Raw genomic sequence first — 17220 nt, forward strand, 5'->3', positions numbered from 1 at the left:
GAACTTCCTAAAGGGTGATTAGAACAAATTATTCTTATATTGACACAAGCAATTGTAGCAATCCTGCTTGATGAATATATTTGGCTACCTAATTATGGCAAAATGACTAGCTTTACTAAATTAAATACTTGAGAGTGAAATGACAGAATCTGTAAGCCAACGCCCTGAAAATTCATCATTGGACATTCCACAGGAAGTTGATAGTAGCCGTATTATTCAGCAATTAGCTGATGAACTATCGGTCAGAGCCAACCAAGTGTCTGCTGCCGTCGGATTAATGGATGAAGGCGCTACCGTTCCCTTTATTGCTCGTTATCGCAAAGAAATAACCGGCGGTTTAGATGATACGGTCTTACGACAACTGGAGGTTCGTCTACTCTATGTTCGTGAGTTGGAAGCGCGCCGTTTGGCTATTTTAGAATCTATTCATACTCAAGAAAAGCTCAGTCCTGCGCTGTATTCTGCCATCATGGCTGCCGATACCAAGCAGCGCCTAGAGGACTTATACGCCCCCTACAAGCCTAAGCGACGCACACGTGCTCAAATCGCGATTGAAGCAGGCCTCGAGCCATTAGCAGATGCTATTTTAGCAGATAAAAACGCTGTTCCTGAGGCCCTAGCTGCCGACTACCTCAACGAAGAGCATAAGATCACTGATACTAAGGCAGCGCTTGACGGTGCCCGCGATATCTTAGCTGAACGCTTCTCCGAAGATGCCGATTTATTGGCACAGATGCGTGAGTTCCTTTCCACACAAGGTCTTTTATATTCGAGCGTCGTTGAAGGCAAAGAGGAGGAAGGTGATAAGTTCCGCGACTGGTACGCCTTTAGTGAACGCTTAGCTACGCTGCCTTCACATCGTATTTTAGCGATGCTGCGAGGTCGCCAACAAGGCTTTTTAGATCTCCGCCTTGGTCTTCAGGTGGAAGATGAGGAGCAAACGCCCCATCCTTGTGTTGCGCGTATCGCCGACTACTTAGATTTAGATGCTGAGTTTGAAGCGATGGCTTCTCCTCGCGGCAAGTGGCTTGCTGACGTTGCTCGTTGGACTTGGCGTGTCAAGCTATTGACTGCCTTTGAAAGCGAGTTCATCACCCAACTACGCGAACGCGCCGAAGAAGAGGCCATTAAGGTATTTGCCGACAACTTAAAAGACTTATTATTAGCCGCACCTGCCGGTCCTAAATCCGTTCTCGGTCTTGACCCCGGCATTCGTACCGGGGTGAAAGTAGCCGCAATTGATGCCACGGGCAAACTACTTGATACAGCCACCATTTTCCCCTTTGAACCACGCAAAGATCGTCAAGGCAGCCTGAATACCCTGGCTGCGTTAGTCGCTAAACATCATATTGATTTAATCGCGATCGGTAACGGCACAGCGTCGCGTGAGACTGAACGTTTAGTCAATGAATTAATCAAAGACTTTAATCTGAATAAAGTCAAAAAGATCGTCGTGTCAGAAGCCGGTGCATCAGTCTATTCTGCGTCTGAACTAGCGGCCACAGAATTTCCAGATTTAGATGTCAGCTTGCGTGGTGCGGTCTCAATCGCCCGTCGCTTACAGGATCCTTTGGCTGAACTGGTCAAAATTGAGCCTAAAGCCATTGGTGTCGGTCAATACCAGCATGATGTGAACCAGCGCGAACTCGCTCGCTCTCTGGACGCAGTCATCGAAGATTGTGTCAACGCCGTTGGCGTCGATGTCAATACTGCTTCTGCAGCACTATTGGCCCGTGTATCAGGTTTAAACAGTACCTTAGCCAAAAACATTGTGGAATGGCGTGATAATCACGGCGCCTTTAACAACCGCAAACAGCTGCTTGATGTGGCTCGTTTTGGTCCAAAGACTTTTGAACAGGCTGCCGGTTTCTTGCGTATCCAACAAGGTGATAACCCACTGGACGCCTCGGCCGTTCACCCTGAAGCCTACCCCGTCGTTGAGCGTATTCTAGCAAAAATCCAGCGCGACATTAAAGATATTATGGGTCAAACAGCGGCCCTTCAAGGCGTTTCACCGACTGATTTTACCGATGAGAAATTTGGTTTACCGACGGTAAAAGATATTTTTAATGAATTAGAAAAACCCGGTCGCGACCCTCGCCCAGAATTCAAAACCGCCAATTTCCAAGAAGGTATCGAGTCTATTAGCGATCTGATCCCCGGTCTGGTTTTAGAGGGTGTCGTAAGCAACGTCGCTGCTTTCGGCGCCTTTGTTGATATTGGCGTAGGTCAAGACGGCCTGGTTCACATCTCTGCCTTATCTGACCAGTTTGTCAAAGATCCTCGGGAAGTGGTCCGTGTCGGTCAAACAGTCAAAGTCAAAGTCATGGATGTTGAGGTAGAGCGCAATCGTATTAACCTCAGTATGCGCTTAGATGACGAGCCGGGAGTCGGCAATAATCATCATCGCTCTGCCCGCAGTGATAGCAAAGGCAGCAGTACCAATAAAGGCAATCCTAGAGGCTCTCATCAGGGTGGCCAGAGACAGAGACGCCGCGAAGCCGAACCAATGGGTGCGATGGCAGCAGCCTTTGCCAAACTAAAAAAGTAGATTTGAGTCGCTAAGACCTCAAAAGACTAATAACTAAAAAGCAGGCTGATAGCCTGCTTTTTAGCATTTAAACACCGGCGCTGTGACCGCTAAAAACTTTTAACACACAGCCAATCAGTAAGATCAAAACACCGGCCGCAATGAAAATTATAAAAGCTTGTTTTGCTTTTTTCATGCCTTGCTCGATTTGTTCCGGTGTCAGTCGCTCTAGCTGCTCTTTATTTTTACCACTGGGCTTTACGTATAAAGTAGCAAAACAAAACACCCCAAAAAAGGCGACAATCACGCCCAAAACAACTAAAGCGGTTGAAACGGAAGTTAAGGCCATGTCTATAAAATATCCTTGATATTCGTTAAATAAGAGGCTTATGATACCTGTAAGTTGCCTTATTGTGAACGCCAAAACTTACAATGCATGATGATTTAATCTCCGCTGACGATCACGCCAATCCGGTAAAAACTTATCCATCAACGCCTTAAAGCGATGATTATGACTGGGCTCAAATAAATGAACCATCTCGTGAACCAGTACGTACTCTAAACTTTCCAGCGGCTTTTTGGCCAATTCTGTATTAAGCCAAATCCTTTTGCCATCGACTCTACAACTACCCCAGCGCGTTTTCATGGTGCGAAGACGAATTTCCGGCGTCGCTATCGACATTTTCTCTTCCCACCTAGGGACTAGCTTCCCTAGTTGCTCAGTAATAGCATCTTTATAAAAACGTTCTACGACCAAGGCCTTCTTTGCCGTGGTCGTGCCCGGGCGTACGTACAAATGCAATGTATCTTGCCTTTTGATGAGCTCATGCTTAGCGTGACGTTCAATGATCTTTAGCTTTAAGGCATCACCCCATAAATAATGCGTTTCGCCCTCTATATAATTGTATGCTAGCGGTACTTCATAATGGATAAACTTTTTCTTCTGCTCCCGAATCCATGGCAGACGCTCAGTGATAAACTGCATCACTACCCTATCACTCAGTCGCTTAGGAATAGATACAGTTACCTGCCCGACAGGCGGCTTAACACGTATGTAAAGGTTCTTTATCGCTTTACGGTGTAATTGAATATCAATTGAGTCAACTTGAATAATTTCCATGAGAGGAATTATAGCGCCCTAACGTTTGAACAACAAAGGTCTGAACCCTGCTCTCAGTTTAGGATTAAACAATAAGGCCGCCGCCATACCAATCACTATCCCCCAAAATGCCGAAGCCAATCCTAAAAAACTCATCCCTGAGGCTGTTGCGATAAAGGTCAGTAACGCTGCTTCACGGTTTTCTTTATCCTCAACCGCCAACACAATATTGCCATTGATTGAGCTCATCAACGCCAAACCGGCGAGAATAGCCACTAACTCTGCCGGAAAAACGGCAAATAAGGTCACGATTGCACTGGTACAAAATGCACCGATAATATAAAAGACACCATTACTGATACCTGCAATGTAGCGTTTATCCGGATTAGGGTGACTATCGGGTCCTGTCGCAATCGCCGCACTAATTGCTCCTAAAACAATACTCGGCGCACCTGTTAAGGCGTTAAGCGCGGAAGTGGCACCCGTGACGACCATGATGGGTCTGGACTTCACATTGCGATAACCATCCACCCGTAAAATCGCCATACCGGGTAAATATTGACCACTTAAGCTCACTAAGACCAAGGGGATACTCAAACTCAAAATGCTGAAAACACTAAACTCCGGCACAATCAATTGAGGCGTCACCCACTGTAAATTAAATTGCTCAGTATGTAGCTGCCCGGTGACAATAACAAAGAGCAGTCCGGTAGCAAACACCGCCACAATGCTATAACGTGAAAAATAGCGCTTACCTAATAAGTACACGCTTAACATCAAAACTAACAACAGCGGTGAACTGCCGATGGTATTAAACGCGGCCGCGCCGAACTGGAATAATAGACCGGCCAACATTCCTCCGGCGACACCCTGCGGTATCCAAGCCATCAATTTATCGAAACTTCCGGAGATACCGATTAACACGATAATCAGTCCGGCCAACATATGGGCGCCGACCATTTCCGGCACTGTCAGAGTGGGAAAAAGCGAGAGTAATAAAACCGTACCGGGAACTGACCAACCGGTCATGATTGGCATTTTAGAGACATAACTGAGAAAAATTCCGCTAATGCCCACCCCCATAGAAATACCCCAAACCCAACTCATCATCATGTCGGTGGAGACACCTGCCAGTGTTGCTACCTGGAAGACAATAATTAATGGGCCAGCGTAGGCAATGATTACGGCTAATAAGCCCGCAACAACAGCAGATAGAGAAATGTCTTTAAGCATTCATGGTCTCGTTTTGTTTTTAATCAGACTTAAAGCCTAAAATTGTACCCAGCAACATAACTTATTACTATACGGCTTTACACCTGTTATGGTTAACGGCTTTGATTAGCGTTAGGACTTACCGTTTAGCCCATAAAATACCGCACCAACGCAGCCATCAGAAAGCCTGAGGAGATAGCGATGAGCGGTCTTTTTACTATTAAAATTAATACTAAGGTCGTCAACAGAGCGAGCCTTGCTCCCAGGTCCCCTTCTACTGCGACCGGAGCCAAGATGGCAATTAATACGGAACCGGACATAGCACCAATAAAGCGACGTACTCCATCACTAATTGGCACAAAAGACATAATAAAAACACCTCCCCAACGTGTCGCTAATGTCACCACCGCCATAATCAGGACAATAAGGAGAGCATGTGTCGTACTTATTTCCCAGTTCATGACTTAACACCTTCCTTCCAAAATACACCCACTAAACCACCAGCAAGTGCACCGACGACCACGTGCATATTTTCCGGTAAATACCAATAAGCTAAGATAGCAACGATCGCGGCCACAATCCAAACCACTACGATCCTTAAGCTCTTTTGGCCACTCATTACCATGGTTAATAAAAAACAAGCCATCACCATATCCAAACCGAAAACTCGTGGATTTTCAATTAAATAGCCAAAGTAAATACCTAACCAGGTGCCGATAATCCACATTAACCACAAAGCTAAACCACCACCGACAATATCGGCTAAACCGGATTGACCTTGTTGATACTTAGGCAATGCTTTAGCCCAATTCGCATCAGAAATGACCAGCATATAACAATAGCGCTTAACCGTCGGAATGTCCTTAAGCCAAGGATAGAGTGAAGCGCCCATTAAGATATGACGTGCATTAATAAAAAACACCGTCACCACAAGTGGCATCACGGAAATAGACTGCCCCCATAATTCCAAGGTAGCAAATTGCGAAGCTCCTCCAAACACTAAGGCACTCATCAACACCGTATTGAACCCATTGACACCGGTCTGTATGGAAGCCAGCCCAAACGCCAGTCCAAAAATCAGCACAAACACGGAAATGGGTAGCATTTCCTTAAATGCTACCCAAGTCTCCTGAGCCGTTAATTGTATGTTTTTAGAACTCATCCCAACCCTGCAATGACTGCTTATTCAGCGCTAAATAAAGCCAGTTGATTTAACAGTTTAGCCTTCCAAACCTCGGCACCTACCTCGGTTTCATCGACTGCGACTGCCACTAACTGCCCATTAAGCGATAGCTGATAAAGATCATTGACCAGCGTAAACTCAATTGCACCAGGGTCACTTTGCAGTGCTTTAATTTCTTGACCTGCAATTTGTGGGTTAGGGAAAGAAACCGAACGCAACAGCTCCTCTCCCTCCGTACTGATTAAACGGAACATAAACTGCCCTGTGTCATCTTTAAAACTGACAAAACGCGGCGTCTTAACGGATTTCTTGGTAGTCTTCTCTTTGACTTTATTTGGTGTTTCACTGCCAATGGCATGGAAGCGTCTTAGGCCTACGGCTTGACGAATTTCTTGAATAAATGGTTGAGAAATTTTTCTGGCTTTTTCCGCACCGGCTAATAAAATCTCTTCGATTTGCTCAGGCTTCGCCATCAACTCTACATAGCGCTCACGCATTGGCGCAATAATTGTTTCAAGTTCATTGCCAAGCATTTTCTTAGCTTCACCCCACCCTAAGCCCTCTCGCAGCTCTTGAGCAAAGGCCTCAGCCTTAGCCGGTTCAACAAAAGCACGATAAATGGCAAACAGATTAGAATCATCCGGATTTTTAGGTTCTCCCGGTAACTTAGAATCTGTTTTAATCTGCGCAATGGCTTGTTGTAAATCTTTGGCCGTCCCTTCAAATAGTGGAATGGTATTATTGTAACTCTTAGACATTTTACGACCATCCAAGCCCGGTAAGGTAGCTACCTCATTATCAACTTGCGCTTCGGGCAGGACAAAGAACTCGTTGCCCTTGCCGTAGTGGTAATTAAATCGTTGAGCAATATCACGAGCCATTTCTATGTGCTGAATCTGATCTGCGCCAACCGGCACCTTATGTGCATTGAACATTAAAATATCAGCTGCCATCAGGATAGGATAAGAATAAAGACCCATGGTCACGCCATCGTCCGGCTCAACACCCGCTGCTTCATTGGCATCAACACTGGCCTTGTATGCGTGCGCACGATTCATCACCCCTTTGGGGGTAGAACACGTCAGAATCCAAGAAAGCTCCGGAATTTCAGGAATATCCGACTGGCAATAAAAGGTCGCTCGATCGGTATCTAAACCGGCTGCTAACCAAGTGGCAGCAATTTCCAAACGTGAACGCTCAACGCGATCCGCGTCATCACACTTAATCAAGGCGTGATAGTCCGCTAAAAAGAAAAAAGCATCAACATCCGGTTGATTACTCATATCAATCGCAGGACGAATAGCTCCCGCATAATTACCAAGGTGAGGTGTGCCTGTGGTGGTCACCCCGGTTAATACTCGTTGAACTTTGCTTTGCTCTGTCTTAGCACTCATTGGAAACAGACTCCGTTATGTAATTTAATATTAAAGCTTAACGTAACTACGACGTTCGCGCTGCATATATTCTTTAGATTGCATTTCAGTGATGCGCGACTCGGTACGGAAGAACTCATTAGATAATACACCCTCTGTATACAGTTCAGCTGCCTCAACCTCAGCACTCATGACAAGTTTTACATTGTAGTCATACAGTACATCAATCAACCAAGTAAAACGACGTGCCGGTGACGCTTGCGCAGCAGTCATTTTTGGAACATCTGATAAAAAAATGGTCTCAAATCGAGTGGCTAATTCTAAAAAGTCATTTTGTGAGCGATTATCCTCACAGAGTGTTTTGAAATCAAACCAAGCAACATTCTCAGCAACACCCAAGGCCTTCATCGGTCGATTTTCAATCGTTAAGATCGCCTCCTGAAGGGACTGCCCGCTAATCTTTTTATATAAATCTTCCATCGCCTGTCGATTTTCAGCAGTCAGCGGTCGATAATAAAGCGGCACTTGCTCTAAAGTACGGCGGCGATAATCAACACCCGTATCGACATTAATAATATCCATTTTCTTTTTAATCAGTGCAATCGCCGGCAAAATACGGTCTCGGTGTAAACCATCCGGATAAAGAGTCGATGGTTCATAATTTGAGGTCATAACAAAGGTGCAGCCGTACTCAAAAAGCTTTTCAAGTAGGCGGTGTAAAATCATTGCATCAGCAATATCAGACACATGAAACTCATCAAAACATATCAAACGATACTTTTCTGCCGTACGCTTAGCCACCACGCCTAAGGGATCCTCTGTCCCTCTAATCGCCTGCATTTGCTGATGAATACTGCGCATAAACTCATGAAAATGAATACGCACCTTACGCTTATACGGTAAATAATTATAAAAAGAATCCATCAAGAAACTTTTACCGCGCCCTACACCGCCCCATAAATACACACCCTTTGGCACATTCGGACGATTGATCATACGCTTTAGAAAACCATTACGCTGATCTTTAAAATCGATTAACTCTTCAAAAAGATCCTGCAGACGCATAATCGCTTTTTCTTGAGCAGCATCGGCAACATAGTTTTTCTCAGCTAGAGCCTTACGATAATGATGAATAACATTCATAAAATTTTATAAATAATAAAAAAATGCCCTAATTAAGCTTACTCAATATAGGGCATCTATTGCACACAGTAACTATCAGCCTATCGAGTATTGGTGAAACAGGTCCACCAATACCGATCAATGTGACAATCAATAGTTAAAAGATTAGAAGTTAACGCTACGCTTATCAACCCCTAAAGCAGCTTCTTTAAGTGCCTCAGATAGAGTTGGGTGAGCATGACAAATACGTCCGATATCTTCCGCTGCGCCCTTAAACTCCATAATGGCAACTGCTTCTGCAATTAGCTCAGACGCTTGTGGACCAATGATATGAACGCCCAACACCTCATCAGTATCAGCGCAAGCGATCACTTTAACAAAACCGTTGGTATCACCTAAGGCACGCGCACGACCATTAGCTAAGAATGGGAACTGACCGACTTTATATTTTCTACCCTCTTCCTTAAGCTGTTGCTCGTTTTTACCAACCCAAGAAATTTCCGGAGAGGTATAAAGAACGCTAGGAATGGTATTGTAGTTAACCTGACCATGCTCACCGGCAATTCGTTCAGCTACCGCAACACCCTCAGACTCAGCTTTGTGCGCAAGCATCGGACCGCGGACAACGTCGCCGACTGCCCAAACATTAGCCAAGTTAGTTTGACAATTATCGTCTACCTCAATGAAGCCGCGCTCATCCATCTTAAGACCGACAGACTCAGCATTTAAACCCTCAGTGGTAGGCACACGACCGATAGACACAATTAACTTATCAACTTCCAAGGTCTGAGCCTCACCCTTAGCATTTTCATAGCTAACGGTAACGTGCTTAGCCGTCTTTTTGACCCCACCAACCTTGGCACCAACTTCGATTTCCAAGCCCTGCTTTTTGTAGATCTTGGCAGCTTCCTTGGCAACACCCTCATCAGCGACGGTTAGGAACTTAGGCATGCCCTCTAGTACGGTGACTTCGGCACCCAAGCGACGCCACACACTACCTAACTCAAGACCAATGACACCGGCACCAATCACACCTAAACGCTTAGGCACTGCCGGAATATCCAAAGCACCGGTATTAGATAAAATTTGCTTCTCATCAAACTCTACACCGGGCAAAGCACGTGGCTCAGAACCCGTCGCGATAATGACATGCTCAGCTGTAAGCTCAGCGTTGTCTTTACCCTCAACAGCAATCTTATAACGACCGTTATCGGCTTTACCGTCAAAAGATGCACGACCGGAGAAGAAATCAATTTTATTCTTTTTGAATAAAAATAAAATACCGTCGTTATTTTGTTGAACTACCGTGTTTTTACGTGCTAAGAACTGATCGATTTTCATCTTAACGGAAGAAACCTCGATACCATGCTCTTTAAAACCTTCTTTGGCATGCTCATAATGCTCAGAAGATTGCAATAAAGCTTTAGAAGGGATACAACCAACGTTCGTACACGTACCACCCGGTTTCGGTTTGCCTGACTCATCAACCCATGAATCTACGCAAGCAACCTTTTTGCCTAATTGTGCTGCGCGAATCGCTGCAACATAACCACCGGGACCTGCACCAATAACTACTACATCAAACTCTTTACTCATTACTCTATCCTAATCTCTATTCAACAACGCCCCGAAAGCACAAGGCTTAGTGGGGCGTTTGATAATTAACCTCTATGGTTTATAGGTCTAATAGTAAACGAGCAGGATCTTCTAATGCATCCTTCATCGCTACTAAACCTAACACAGCATCACGACCGTCAATCAGACGATGGTCATAAGAAAGCGCTAAGTAGTTCATTGGGCGAATAACGATTTCACCGTTTTCAACAACCGGACGCTCTTTTGTTGCGTGTACACCTAAAATGGCAGACTGAGGCGGGTTGATAATAGGAGTAGACATCATTGAACCAAAGACGCCACCGTTAGAGATAGAGAAGGTACCACCGGTTAACTCATCGATGCTCAAACGGCCTTCGCGTGCTTTAACACCGAATTCGGCGATTGTCTTCTCAATGTCAGCTAAAGATAGTTGATCTGCATTGCGAACAATCGGTACCACTAAGCCACGTGGTGAGCTAACCGCCACACCGATATCAAAGTAACCGTGGTAAACAATATCGTTACCATCAATAGAAGCATTGAGTAGAGGGTACTTCTTAAGAGCAGCAACGGCAGCCTTAATAAAGAAAGACATAAAGCCTAAACGTACGCCATGCTCTTTTTCGAATTGGTCACGGTACTTAGCACGTAAGTCCATCACCGGCTTCATATTGACTTCGTTAAACGTAGTTAGGATCGCATTTTCTTGTTGAGATGCTAATAAACGCTCAGCAACACGAGCACGTAAACGTGTCATTGGTACGCGCTGCTCCGGACGGCCGTCTAGAGACTGAGCGATTTCTACCGGTGCTGCCGCTGGAGCAGCTTTTTGAGCTGATTGGGCATCAGCTTTAGTCACACGACCATCTTTACCCGAGCCCTCAATATCAGAAGCGCTTAGACCCTTTTCAGATAAGATTTTTGCAGCAGCAGGAGAAGCAACATCACCTTTATTAGCAGCAACGGCAGCTGTTGGCGCTGGAGCAGCTTCTTCTTTTTCAGCGGCAGGAGCGGCTGCAGTAGCAGAAGCGGCAGTATCAATTTTAGCTAATAGCTGCTCAGACTCTACGTCTGAACCACCTTCTACAATAATCTCAACTAACACACCATCCGCTGGAGATGGTACTTCCATGATCACTTTATCCGTTTCAATTTCAATCAGCGTTTCATCTTGAGACACTGCTTCACCGACCTGCTTGTTCCACTCCATCAACGTACCTTCGGATACGGATTCAGAAAACTGCGGTACTTTAACTTCTACGATTGACATAATTTTGTTCCTTTAAGCGATGTTAATAACTTTAATAATGTGCTTTTAAATTTTTAAATCATCAACAGGCCTTAAGATTTTTTAAGGCCTGTGCCGAATATTACTTAGTGAGCGTAAAACCACGTAAACGCGGACTAAACGCCTGCTCGAGCAATGATTTTAGCTGCTCATTATGCAGTGCTAGATATCCTACGGCAGGTGAAGAGGACGCGGCACGACCGGCATAGCTCAACTTCTGACCTGCTGACATATTTTGGTAAATATGATGCTGAATGTAGAACCAAGGTCCTTGGTTCTGCGGCTCATCTTGTACCCAAACAATTTCCTTAAGGTTAGGGTATTGCTGTAACTCTGCCTCAAACTCCTTGTGAGGGAAAGGATACAATTGCTCAACACGGATAATAGCCACATCATCAATCTCACGCTCTGCACGATTGCTTACTAAATCAGAGTAAACGCGGCCAGAGCAAACCAACAAGCGATTAACTTTATCTTTGTTAATCTCGGTGTTAGTTTCGCCAATCACCATTTTAAACTCACCTTCGGTGAAGTCCTTTAGCGGTGACGTAGCAATTTTGCTGCGTAATAAAGATTTTGGCGTGAAGATCACTAAAGGTTTACGGAACTTGCGAATCATCTGACGACGAAGCAAGTGGAAAATCTGTGCAGCATTGGTAGGCTGTACACATTGGATATTGTGGTCAGCACATAACTGTAAGAAACGTTCGATACGTGCAGAAGAGTGCTCAGGACCCTGACCCTCATAACCGTGAGGCAACATCAGAGTTAAACCGCAATGACGACCCCACTTCGCTTCACCGGACGCGATAAACTGGTCAATCACTACCTGTGCACCGTTGACGAAGTCACCGAACTGAGCTTCCCAGATGGTCAAAGTATTTGGCTCTGCGCTTGCATAACCATACTCAAAACCTAAGACTGCCTCCTCTGACAAAACAGAGTCAATCACGGTGAAGTTGGCTTGTTTTTCGGAAATATTACTTAATGGAACGTAATATCCCTCGTCCCAACGCTCACGATTTTGCTCGTGAAATACTGCATGACGGTGCGTAAACGTACCACGACCGGAGTCTTGACCCGTAATACGGATTGGGTAACCATTGGCAAGCAAACTGGCAAAGGCCAAATGCTCACCCATACCCCAGTCTAAATCGATCTCACCATCGATCATCGCACGACGGTCTCTAAGCAGTCGCTTAACCAGCTGATGCGGAACAAAATTCTCAGGGATGGTGGTAATAGCCTCGCCCAATCGCTTTAATTCAGCCATTGGAACGGCAGTCTCAGCATGATCAGTCCACTTAGCGTCTAGGAATGGTGTCCAGTCAGTCGCAAACTTACTGTGGTAGTCAGTTAGTACAGGCTCAACGGTACGATTGCCCTCTTCCATGATTTGACGATAGGCCTTGACCATCGCCTCGGACTCACCCTCTTCGAGTACGCCTTGGTTTAATAACTTATCAGCGTAAAGCTGACGAGTACCCGGGTGCTTCGCAATGGTTTTGTACATTAACGGTTGAGTCAAAGACGGTGTGTCCTGCTCGTTATGACCTAATTTACGGAAACAGATAATGTCAATCACGACGTCACTACCAAACTCCTGACGGTAGTCTACGGCTAAGCGAGTAACAAAAGTCACTGCTTCTGGGTCATCGGCATTGACATGAAATACTGGTGCCTCAATCATCTTGACGACGTCAGTACAATAAAGCGTAGAACGTGAGTCACGTGGGTCGGACGTAGTAAAACCAATCTGGTTGTTAATCACTACATGAATGGTACCGCCAACAGAGTAACCGCGAGTCTGAGACATATTAAGCGTCTCTTGTACCACCCCTTGACCGGCAAAAGCAGCATCACCGTGAACCAACACAGGGATCACTTGCTCAGTATTGCCACCACGACGCTCTTGACGAGCGCGGGCACTACCCTGAACGACCGGATTAACAATCTCAAGGTGAGACGGGTTAAACGCTAGGGTCATATGAATTGGGCCGCCTCGGGCATCCAAATCACTGGAGAAGCCGCTATGGTACTTAACGTCACCATCAGTCAGATCACCGTCCTGTTTGCCCTCAAACTCGGCAAACAAATCACTCGGCATCTTGCCCATGATGTTGACTAATAGGTTTAGACGACCACGGTGAGCCATACCGACTACGATATCTTGGCTGCCTTTGGTACTTGCGTGGTTTACCAACTCGTCCATAGCAGAGATGAAGCTCTCACCACCCTCTAGGGAGAATCGCTTTTGACCTACATAGCGAGTATGTAAATAACGCTCAAGACCCTCTGCTTCTGTTAGTTGCTGAAGGATACGCTTCTTGTCGTCATTGTTTAATTTTTCTGTGGACTGAGAAGCCTCTACACGCTCCTGAATCCAACGCTTTTTCTGAGGATCAGAGACATGCATATACTCAACACCCACGCTACGGCAGTATGTATTGCGTAAAGCTTCTAAAAGCTCACGCAAAGTCATATGCTCTTTTTTTGTGAAGTAAGTATTGGTTGCTGAGAAAGTTTCTTCGGCATCTGCCTCAGTTAAACCGTAAAACGCCGGATCTAACTCCGGGATTTCGGGGCGCTCTGCGCGCTTCAGCGGATCTAATTGTGCATGACGCAAACCTAAAGAACGATAAGCAGCAATTAACTGCTGGACTTTAAGTTGCTTACTAGCCATTTCGAGGCAAAGTTGCCTATCAGCTTTGACTGCTAAACGATTTTCTTTTGCTCTCTGTGCAAAAGATGCAATCACTGCTGTATGGTTTTGGTCGCGTGTCTCTGAATTACCGTCAGTCGCCGGCTGATGCTGTAACTGATCAAAGTAATCACGCCAAAACTCCTCGACACTATTTGGATTGGCCAAATAGTTCTCATAAAGCTCTTCTACATAGGCAGCATTGCTACCGAATAAGTAAGAAGAGTTATTTTTTTCTAAAAATGTTGACATTATGCCTCACCGTTTTGAGTGTTTCACCCTAAAAGGATGCAGATTTTAATCTAACCTTCCGCGTACGGCCTGCACCGATAAGCGGATAGCAAGTATCCCGAGGGACTAGCCCTTATTAAATAAAGCCATAACAAGAGTTAGCGCGGATATAGTGATACTATCCGCACACATACTTCATAGTAGTATAGATCAATCTAATATTTTTTTCCTATAAAAAAAGATGGTGAACCTTTATAAATCGCACTCTATGACCAGATCACTCTAAATAGTTGTTGCACAGTCACACAGAGCAAAAAACACAAAATATGTCCCATTTGATACTATAAAAATAAAAATCAGCTATGCCAATATAGGGTTTTCGACAAATCTATTCGGCACGACCTTGTCTACTGTACCAACTGCTTATGATTACCCCAATATTCCGAAGCCTAACACAAAGCTTATAATCTTATGTAAGATACTGTATTCATGCATTAGCGGATTATTTACTAGGAGTCAGTTTTATGGTTGAGAAAAACAAACTAAGTCAAATGGCTTTGGACTATCATGAATTTCCACGTCCGGGCAAAATTTCTGTGGTCCCTACAAAGCCACTCGCCAACCAAGACGATCTGTCTCTTGCCTACTCTCCTGGTGTTGCTTCTGCTTGTATGGCGATTTTTCATGACGGCGACCAGGCAGCCGCACGCTTTACCTCACGATCCAATTTAGTCGGTGTTGTGACCAACGGCACTGCCGTTCTAGGCCTTGGTAATATCGGCCCATTAGCCGCTAAGCCAGTGATGGAGGGCAAAGGCGGTTTATTCAAAAAATTTGCCGGCATCGATGTATTTGATATCGAACTCAATGAAAATGATCCGGATAAATTAATTGATATTATCGCTGCGCTAGAGCCTACACTGGGAGGCATTAACCTAGAAGACATCAAAGCACCTGAGTGTTTCTATATTGAAAAAGCATTGCGCGAGCGTGTTCATATTCCGGTGTTCCACGATGACCAGCACGGCACCGCCATTATTTCCGCTGCAGCTATATTGAATGGTCTTAAATTAGTAGAGAAGTCCATCGAAGAGGTTAAGTTGGTTGTTTCCGGTGCCGGTGCAGCCGCCATTGCCTGCTTAGACTTATTAGTGGCACTGGGACTGAAAAAAGAAAACATGTTCGTTTGTGACTCTCGCGGCGTTATTTATGAGGGACGTGAAGAAAACCTCGAAGAAAACAAAGCGCGCTATGCCCAACAAACCGAACTACGTACCTTGGGTGATGCGGTTGCTGGTGCCGATATCTTTTTAGGTTGTTCTGCAAAAGGCGTTCTAACACAAAACATGGTTAAGACGATGGCTGACAAACCATTGATCCTAGCCCTCGCTAACCCCGATCCTGAAATCACACCGGAAGACGCTAAGGAAGTTCGCCCTGATTGTATTGTCGCAACCGGTCGTTCCGACTATCCAAACCAAGTTAATAACGTACTTTGCTTCCCGTTTATTTTCCGCGGTGCGCTTGATGTCGGCGCCACTCGCATCACCGAAGAAATGAAAATGGCGTGTGTCCATGCCATTGCTGAATTAGCTCAGAGCGAAGTCAATGATGAGGTAGCCGGCGCTTATCCCGGTGAGGATTTAAGTTTTGGGCCCGAGTACATTATTCCCAAACCGTTTGACCCTCGCTTAATTATTACCATTGCCCCGGCAGTCGCTCAAGCGGCAATGGATTGCGGTGTTGCCACCCGACCTATTGATGACATGGAAACCTACAAGGTACGTTTAAACGCCTTCGTTTATCAATCCAGTCAACTAATGCGCCCTCTAATGAAAATCGCAAAAAATCAGGCACAACGCGTGATTTTTGCCGATGGTGAGGATGAGCGAGTACTACGCGCAGTCCAAACAGTACTCGATGAGAAAATTGCCAAACCCATTTTAATTGGTCGCCCGGAGGTTATCCGTATGCGCACCAAAAAACTAGGATTACGCTATTTAGGTCACCCAGATTTAGAGATTGTTGACCCTGAACAAGACGATCGTTTTAACCAAGTTTGGCCTCGTTATCACGAACTGCGCGCACGTTCCGGCGTAACACCGAGCGTAGCCAAAGCCATGGTCCGTAAGCACAATACAATCATTGGTGCACTGATGATTGATCTTGATTATGCTGATGCCATGATCTGCGGCGTCAGTACTGATTTTAACAATCAAGTCAACTTCATTCGCGACATCAATGGCAGTACTTTATCTAGTGGCACCATGGCAGCCATGAACGTGATTTTCACGACAGACTACACGCTCTTCTTATGTGACACCCACATTAATGAAGACCCGACAGCAGAACAAATTGCTGAAATTGCTTTGATGGCCGCTGAAAAGGTCAAACGCTTCGGCATGGTACCCAAAGTTGCGCTAGTTTCACATTCTAACTTTGGTAACCACCGCACTGCCTCCTCAATCAAAATGGCCAAGGCACGAGAAATTCTTGCCAATATCGCACCGGATTTAGAGGTAGATGGTGAAATGCATGCAGATGCTGCACTTTCCGAAAGCATCCGTCACACCGCACTGCCAAATAGTACGCTTAGCGGCAAAGCCAACGTCTTAGTCATGCCTAACCTTGATGCCGGCAACATCACTTATAACTTACTCAAAATGACGAGTGGCGGTATTGTGTTGGGTCCCGTTTTATTAGGCAGCAATAAGCCTATTCACGTTCTGACCACGAGCACCACAACACGTCGCATTATTAATATGGCTACATTAGCAGCGGCTGACGCACAGGGAGAAACTAAAGTACCCGAAGGCGTAGTAGACTCTAAGCTACAGTCTGTCAGCAAAAAAGCTGAAGATATCTAGGACTTATAGCAAATAAGA

At 45.3% G+C, this 17220-nt stretch carries 12 protein-coding genes; 2 read left to right on the top strand and 10 right to left on the bottom strand.

Annotated elements, in window-relative coordinates; all coding sequences use genetic code 11:
- Nucleotides 1–139 precede the first annotated feature (139 nt).
- On the top strand, nt 140–2551 hold the full coding sequence (locus tag B092_RS0100465) for a Tex family protein (protein WP_018573277.1): 2412 nt from the start codon (nt 140–142) through the stop codon (nt 2549–2551).
- A gap of 67 nt (nt 2552–2618) precedes the next feature.
- Here the strand turns inward: B092_RS0100465 and B092_RS0100470 are convergent, their stop codons facing one another.
- The 10 genes from B092_RS0100470 to B092_RS0100515 all read right to left on the bottom strand — a co-directional run bounded on the left by B092_RS0100470 (nt 2619) and on the right by B092_RS0100515 (nt 14356).
- Nucleotides 2619–2879: a hypothetical protein gene (locus B092_RS0100470; RefSeq protein ID WP_018573278.1), complete on the bottom strand. Its 261-nt coding sequence runs from the start codon at nt 2877–2879 to the stop codon at nt 2619–2621.
- Between the two features lie 78 nt (nt 2880–2957).
- Complete coding sequence (locus B092_RS0100475; protein WP_018573279.1) at nt 2958–3650, bottom strand: M48 family metallopeptidase; 693 nt, start codon at nt 3648–3650, stop codon at nt 2958–2960.
- Between the two features lie 18 nt (nt 3651–3668).
- Nucleotides 3669–4862 (bottom strand): benzoate/H(+) symporter BenE family transporter, encoded by a 1194-nt coding sequence (locus B092_RS0100480; RefSeq protein WP_018573280.1) that lies wholly within the window; start codon nt 4860–4862, stop codon nt 3669–3671.
- Nucleotides 4863–4987: 125 nt separating this feature from the next.
- Nucleotides 4988–5302, bottom strand: a complete 315-nt coding sequence (locus B092_RS0100485) for an AzlD family protein (protein ID WP_018573281.1) — start codon at nt 5300–5302, stop codon at nt 4988–4990.
- A complete protein-coding gene (locus B092_RS0100490; protein ID WP_018573282.1) occupies nt 5299–6003 on the bottom strand; it encodes an AzlC family ABC transporter permease in 705 nt (234 codons plus the stop codon). The genes B092_RS0100485 and B092_RS0100490 overlap by 4 nt, the downstream gene beginning before the upstream one ends.
- 20 nt (nt 6004–6023) lie before the next feature.
- On the bottom strand, nt 6024–7418 hold the full coding sequence (locus tag B092_RS0100495) for a tryptophan--tRNA ligase (RefSeq protein ID WP_018573283.1): 1395 nt from the start codon (nt 7416–7418) through the stop codon (nt 6024–6026).
- A 30-nt stretch (nt 7419–7448) separates the two neighbouring features.
- Complete coding sequence (gene zapE, locus B092_RS0100500) at nt 7449–8540, bottom strand: cell division protein ZapE (protein ID WP_018573284.1); 1092 nt, start codon at nt 8538–8540, stop codon at nt 7449–7451.
- A gap of 144 nt (nt 8541–8684) precedes the next feature.
- Nucleotides 8685–10115, bottom strand: a complete 1431-nt coding sequence (gene lpdA, locus B092_RS0100505; RefSeq protein WP_018573285.1) for a dihydrolipoyl dehydrogenase — start codon at nt 10113–10115, stop codon at nt 8685–8687.
- Nucleotides 10116–10194: 79 nt separating this feature from the next.
- Nucleotides 10195–11385 (bottom strand): 2-oxoglutarate dehydrogenase complex dihydrolipoyllysine-residue succinyltransferase, encoded by a 1191-nt coding sequence (gene odhB / locus B092_RS0100510; protein WP_018573286.1) that lies wholly within the window; start codon nt 11383–11385, stop codon nt 10195–10197.
- Nucleotides 11386–11485: 100 nt separating this feature from the next.
- The gene (locus B092_RS0100515; RefSeq protein WP_018573287.1) at nt 11486–14356 is read right to left on the bottom strand and encodes a 2-oxoglutarate dehydrogenase E1 component; all 2871 of its coding nucleotides are present in this window, start codon (nt 14354–14356) and stop codon (nt 11486–11488) included.
- A gap of 503 nt (nt 14357–14859) precedes the next feature.
- On the opposite strand from B092_RS0100515, the gene B092_RS0100520 reads away from it, so the two are divergent.
- Nucleotides 14860–17202, top strand: coding sequence for an NADP-dependent malic enzyme (locus tag B092_RS0100520; RefSeq protein WP_018573288.1), 2343 nt, complete (start codon nt 14860–14862; stop codon nt 17200–17202).
- The last annotated feature ends 18 nt before the right edge of the window (nt 17203–17220 follow it).

It is taken from the genome of Oligella ureolytica DSM 18253 (genome assembly GCF_000373745.1).
GTDB classification, from domain to species: Bacteria; Pseudomonadota; Gammaproteobacteria; order Burkholderiales; family Burkholderiaceae_B; genus Oligella; species Oligella ureolytica.

Coding starts and splice junctions, on each gene's coding strand:
- B092_RS0100470 (WP_018573278.1), bottom strand. CDS start 2,879: ATGGCCTTAACTTCCGTTTCAACCGCTTTAGTTGTTTTGGGCGTGATT.
- zapE (WP_018573284.1), bottom strand. CDS start 8,540: ATGAATGTTATTCATCATTATCGTAAGGCTCTAGCTGAGAAAAACTAT.
- B092_RS0100465 (WP_018573277.1), top strand. CDS start 140: ATGACAGAATCTGTAAGCCAACGCCCTGAAAATTCATCATTGGACATT.
- B092_RS0100515 (WP_018573287.1), bottom strand. CDS start 14,356: ATGTCAACATTTTTAGAAAAAAATAACTCTTCTTACTTATTCGGTAGC.
- B092_RS0100480 (WP_018573280.1), bottom strand. CDS start 4,862: ATGCTTAAAGACATTTCTCTATCTGCTGTTGTTGCGGGCTTATTAGCC.
- B092_RS0100485 (WP_018573281.1), bottom strand. CDS start 5,302: ATGAACTGGGAAATAAGTACGACACATGCTCTCCTTATTGTCCTGATT.
- B092_RS0100490 (WP_018573282.1), bottom strand. CDS start 6,003: ATGAGTTCTAAAAACATACAATTAACGGCTCAGGAGACTTGGGTAGCA.
- B092_RS0100520 (WP_018573288.1), top strand. CDS start 14,860: ATGGTTGAGAAAAACAAACTAAGTCAAATGGCTTTGGACTATCATGAA.
- odhB (WP_018573286.1), bottom strand. CDS start 11,385: ATGTCAATCGTAGAAGTTAAAGTACCGCAGTTTTCTGAATCCGTATCC.
- lpdA (WP_018573285.1), bottom strand. CDS start 10,115: ATGAGTAAAGAGTTTGATGTAGTAGTTATTGGTGCAGGTCCCGGTGGT.
- B092_RS0100495 (WP_018573283.1), bottom strand. CDS start 7,418: ATGAGTGCTAAGACAGAGCAAAGCAAAGTTCAACGAGTATTAACCGGG.
- B092_RS0100475 (WP_018573279.1), bottom strand. CDS start 3,650: ATGGAAATTATTCAAGTTGACTCAATTGATATTCAATTACACCGTAAA.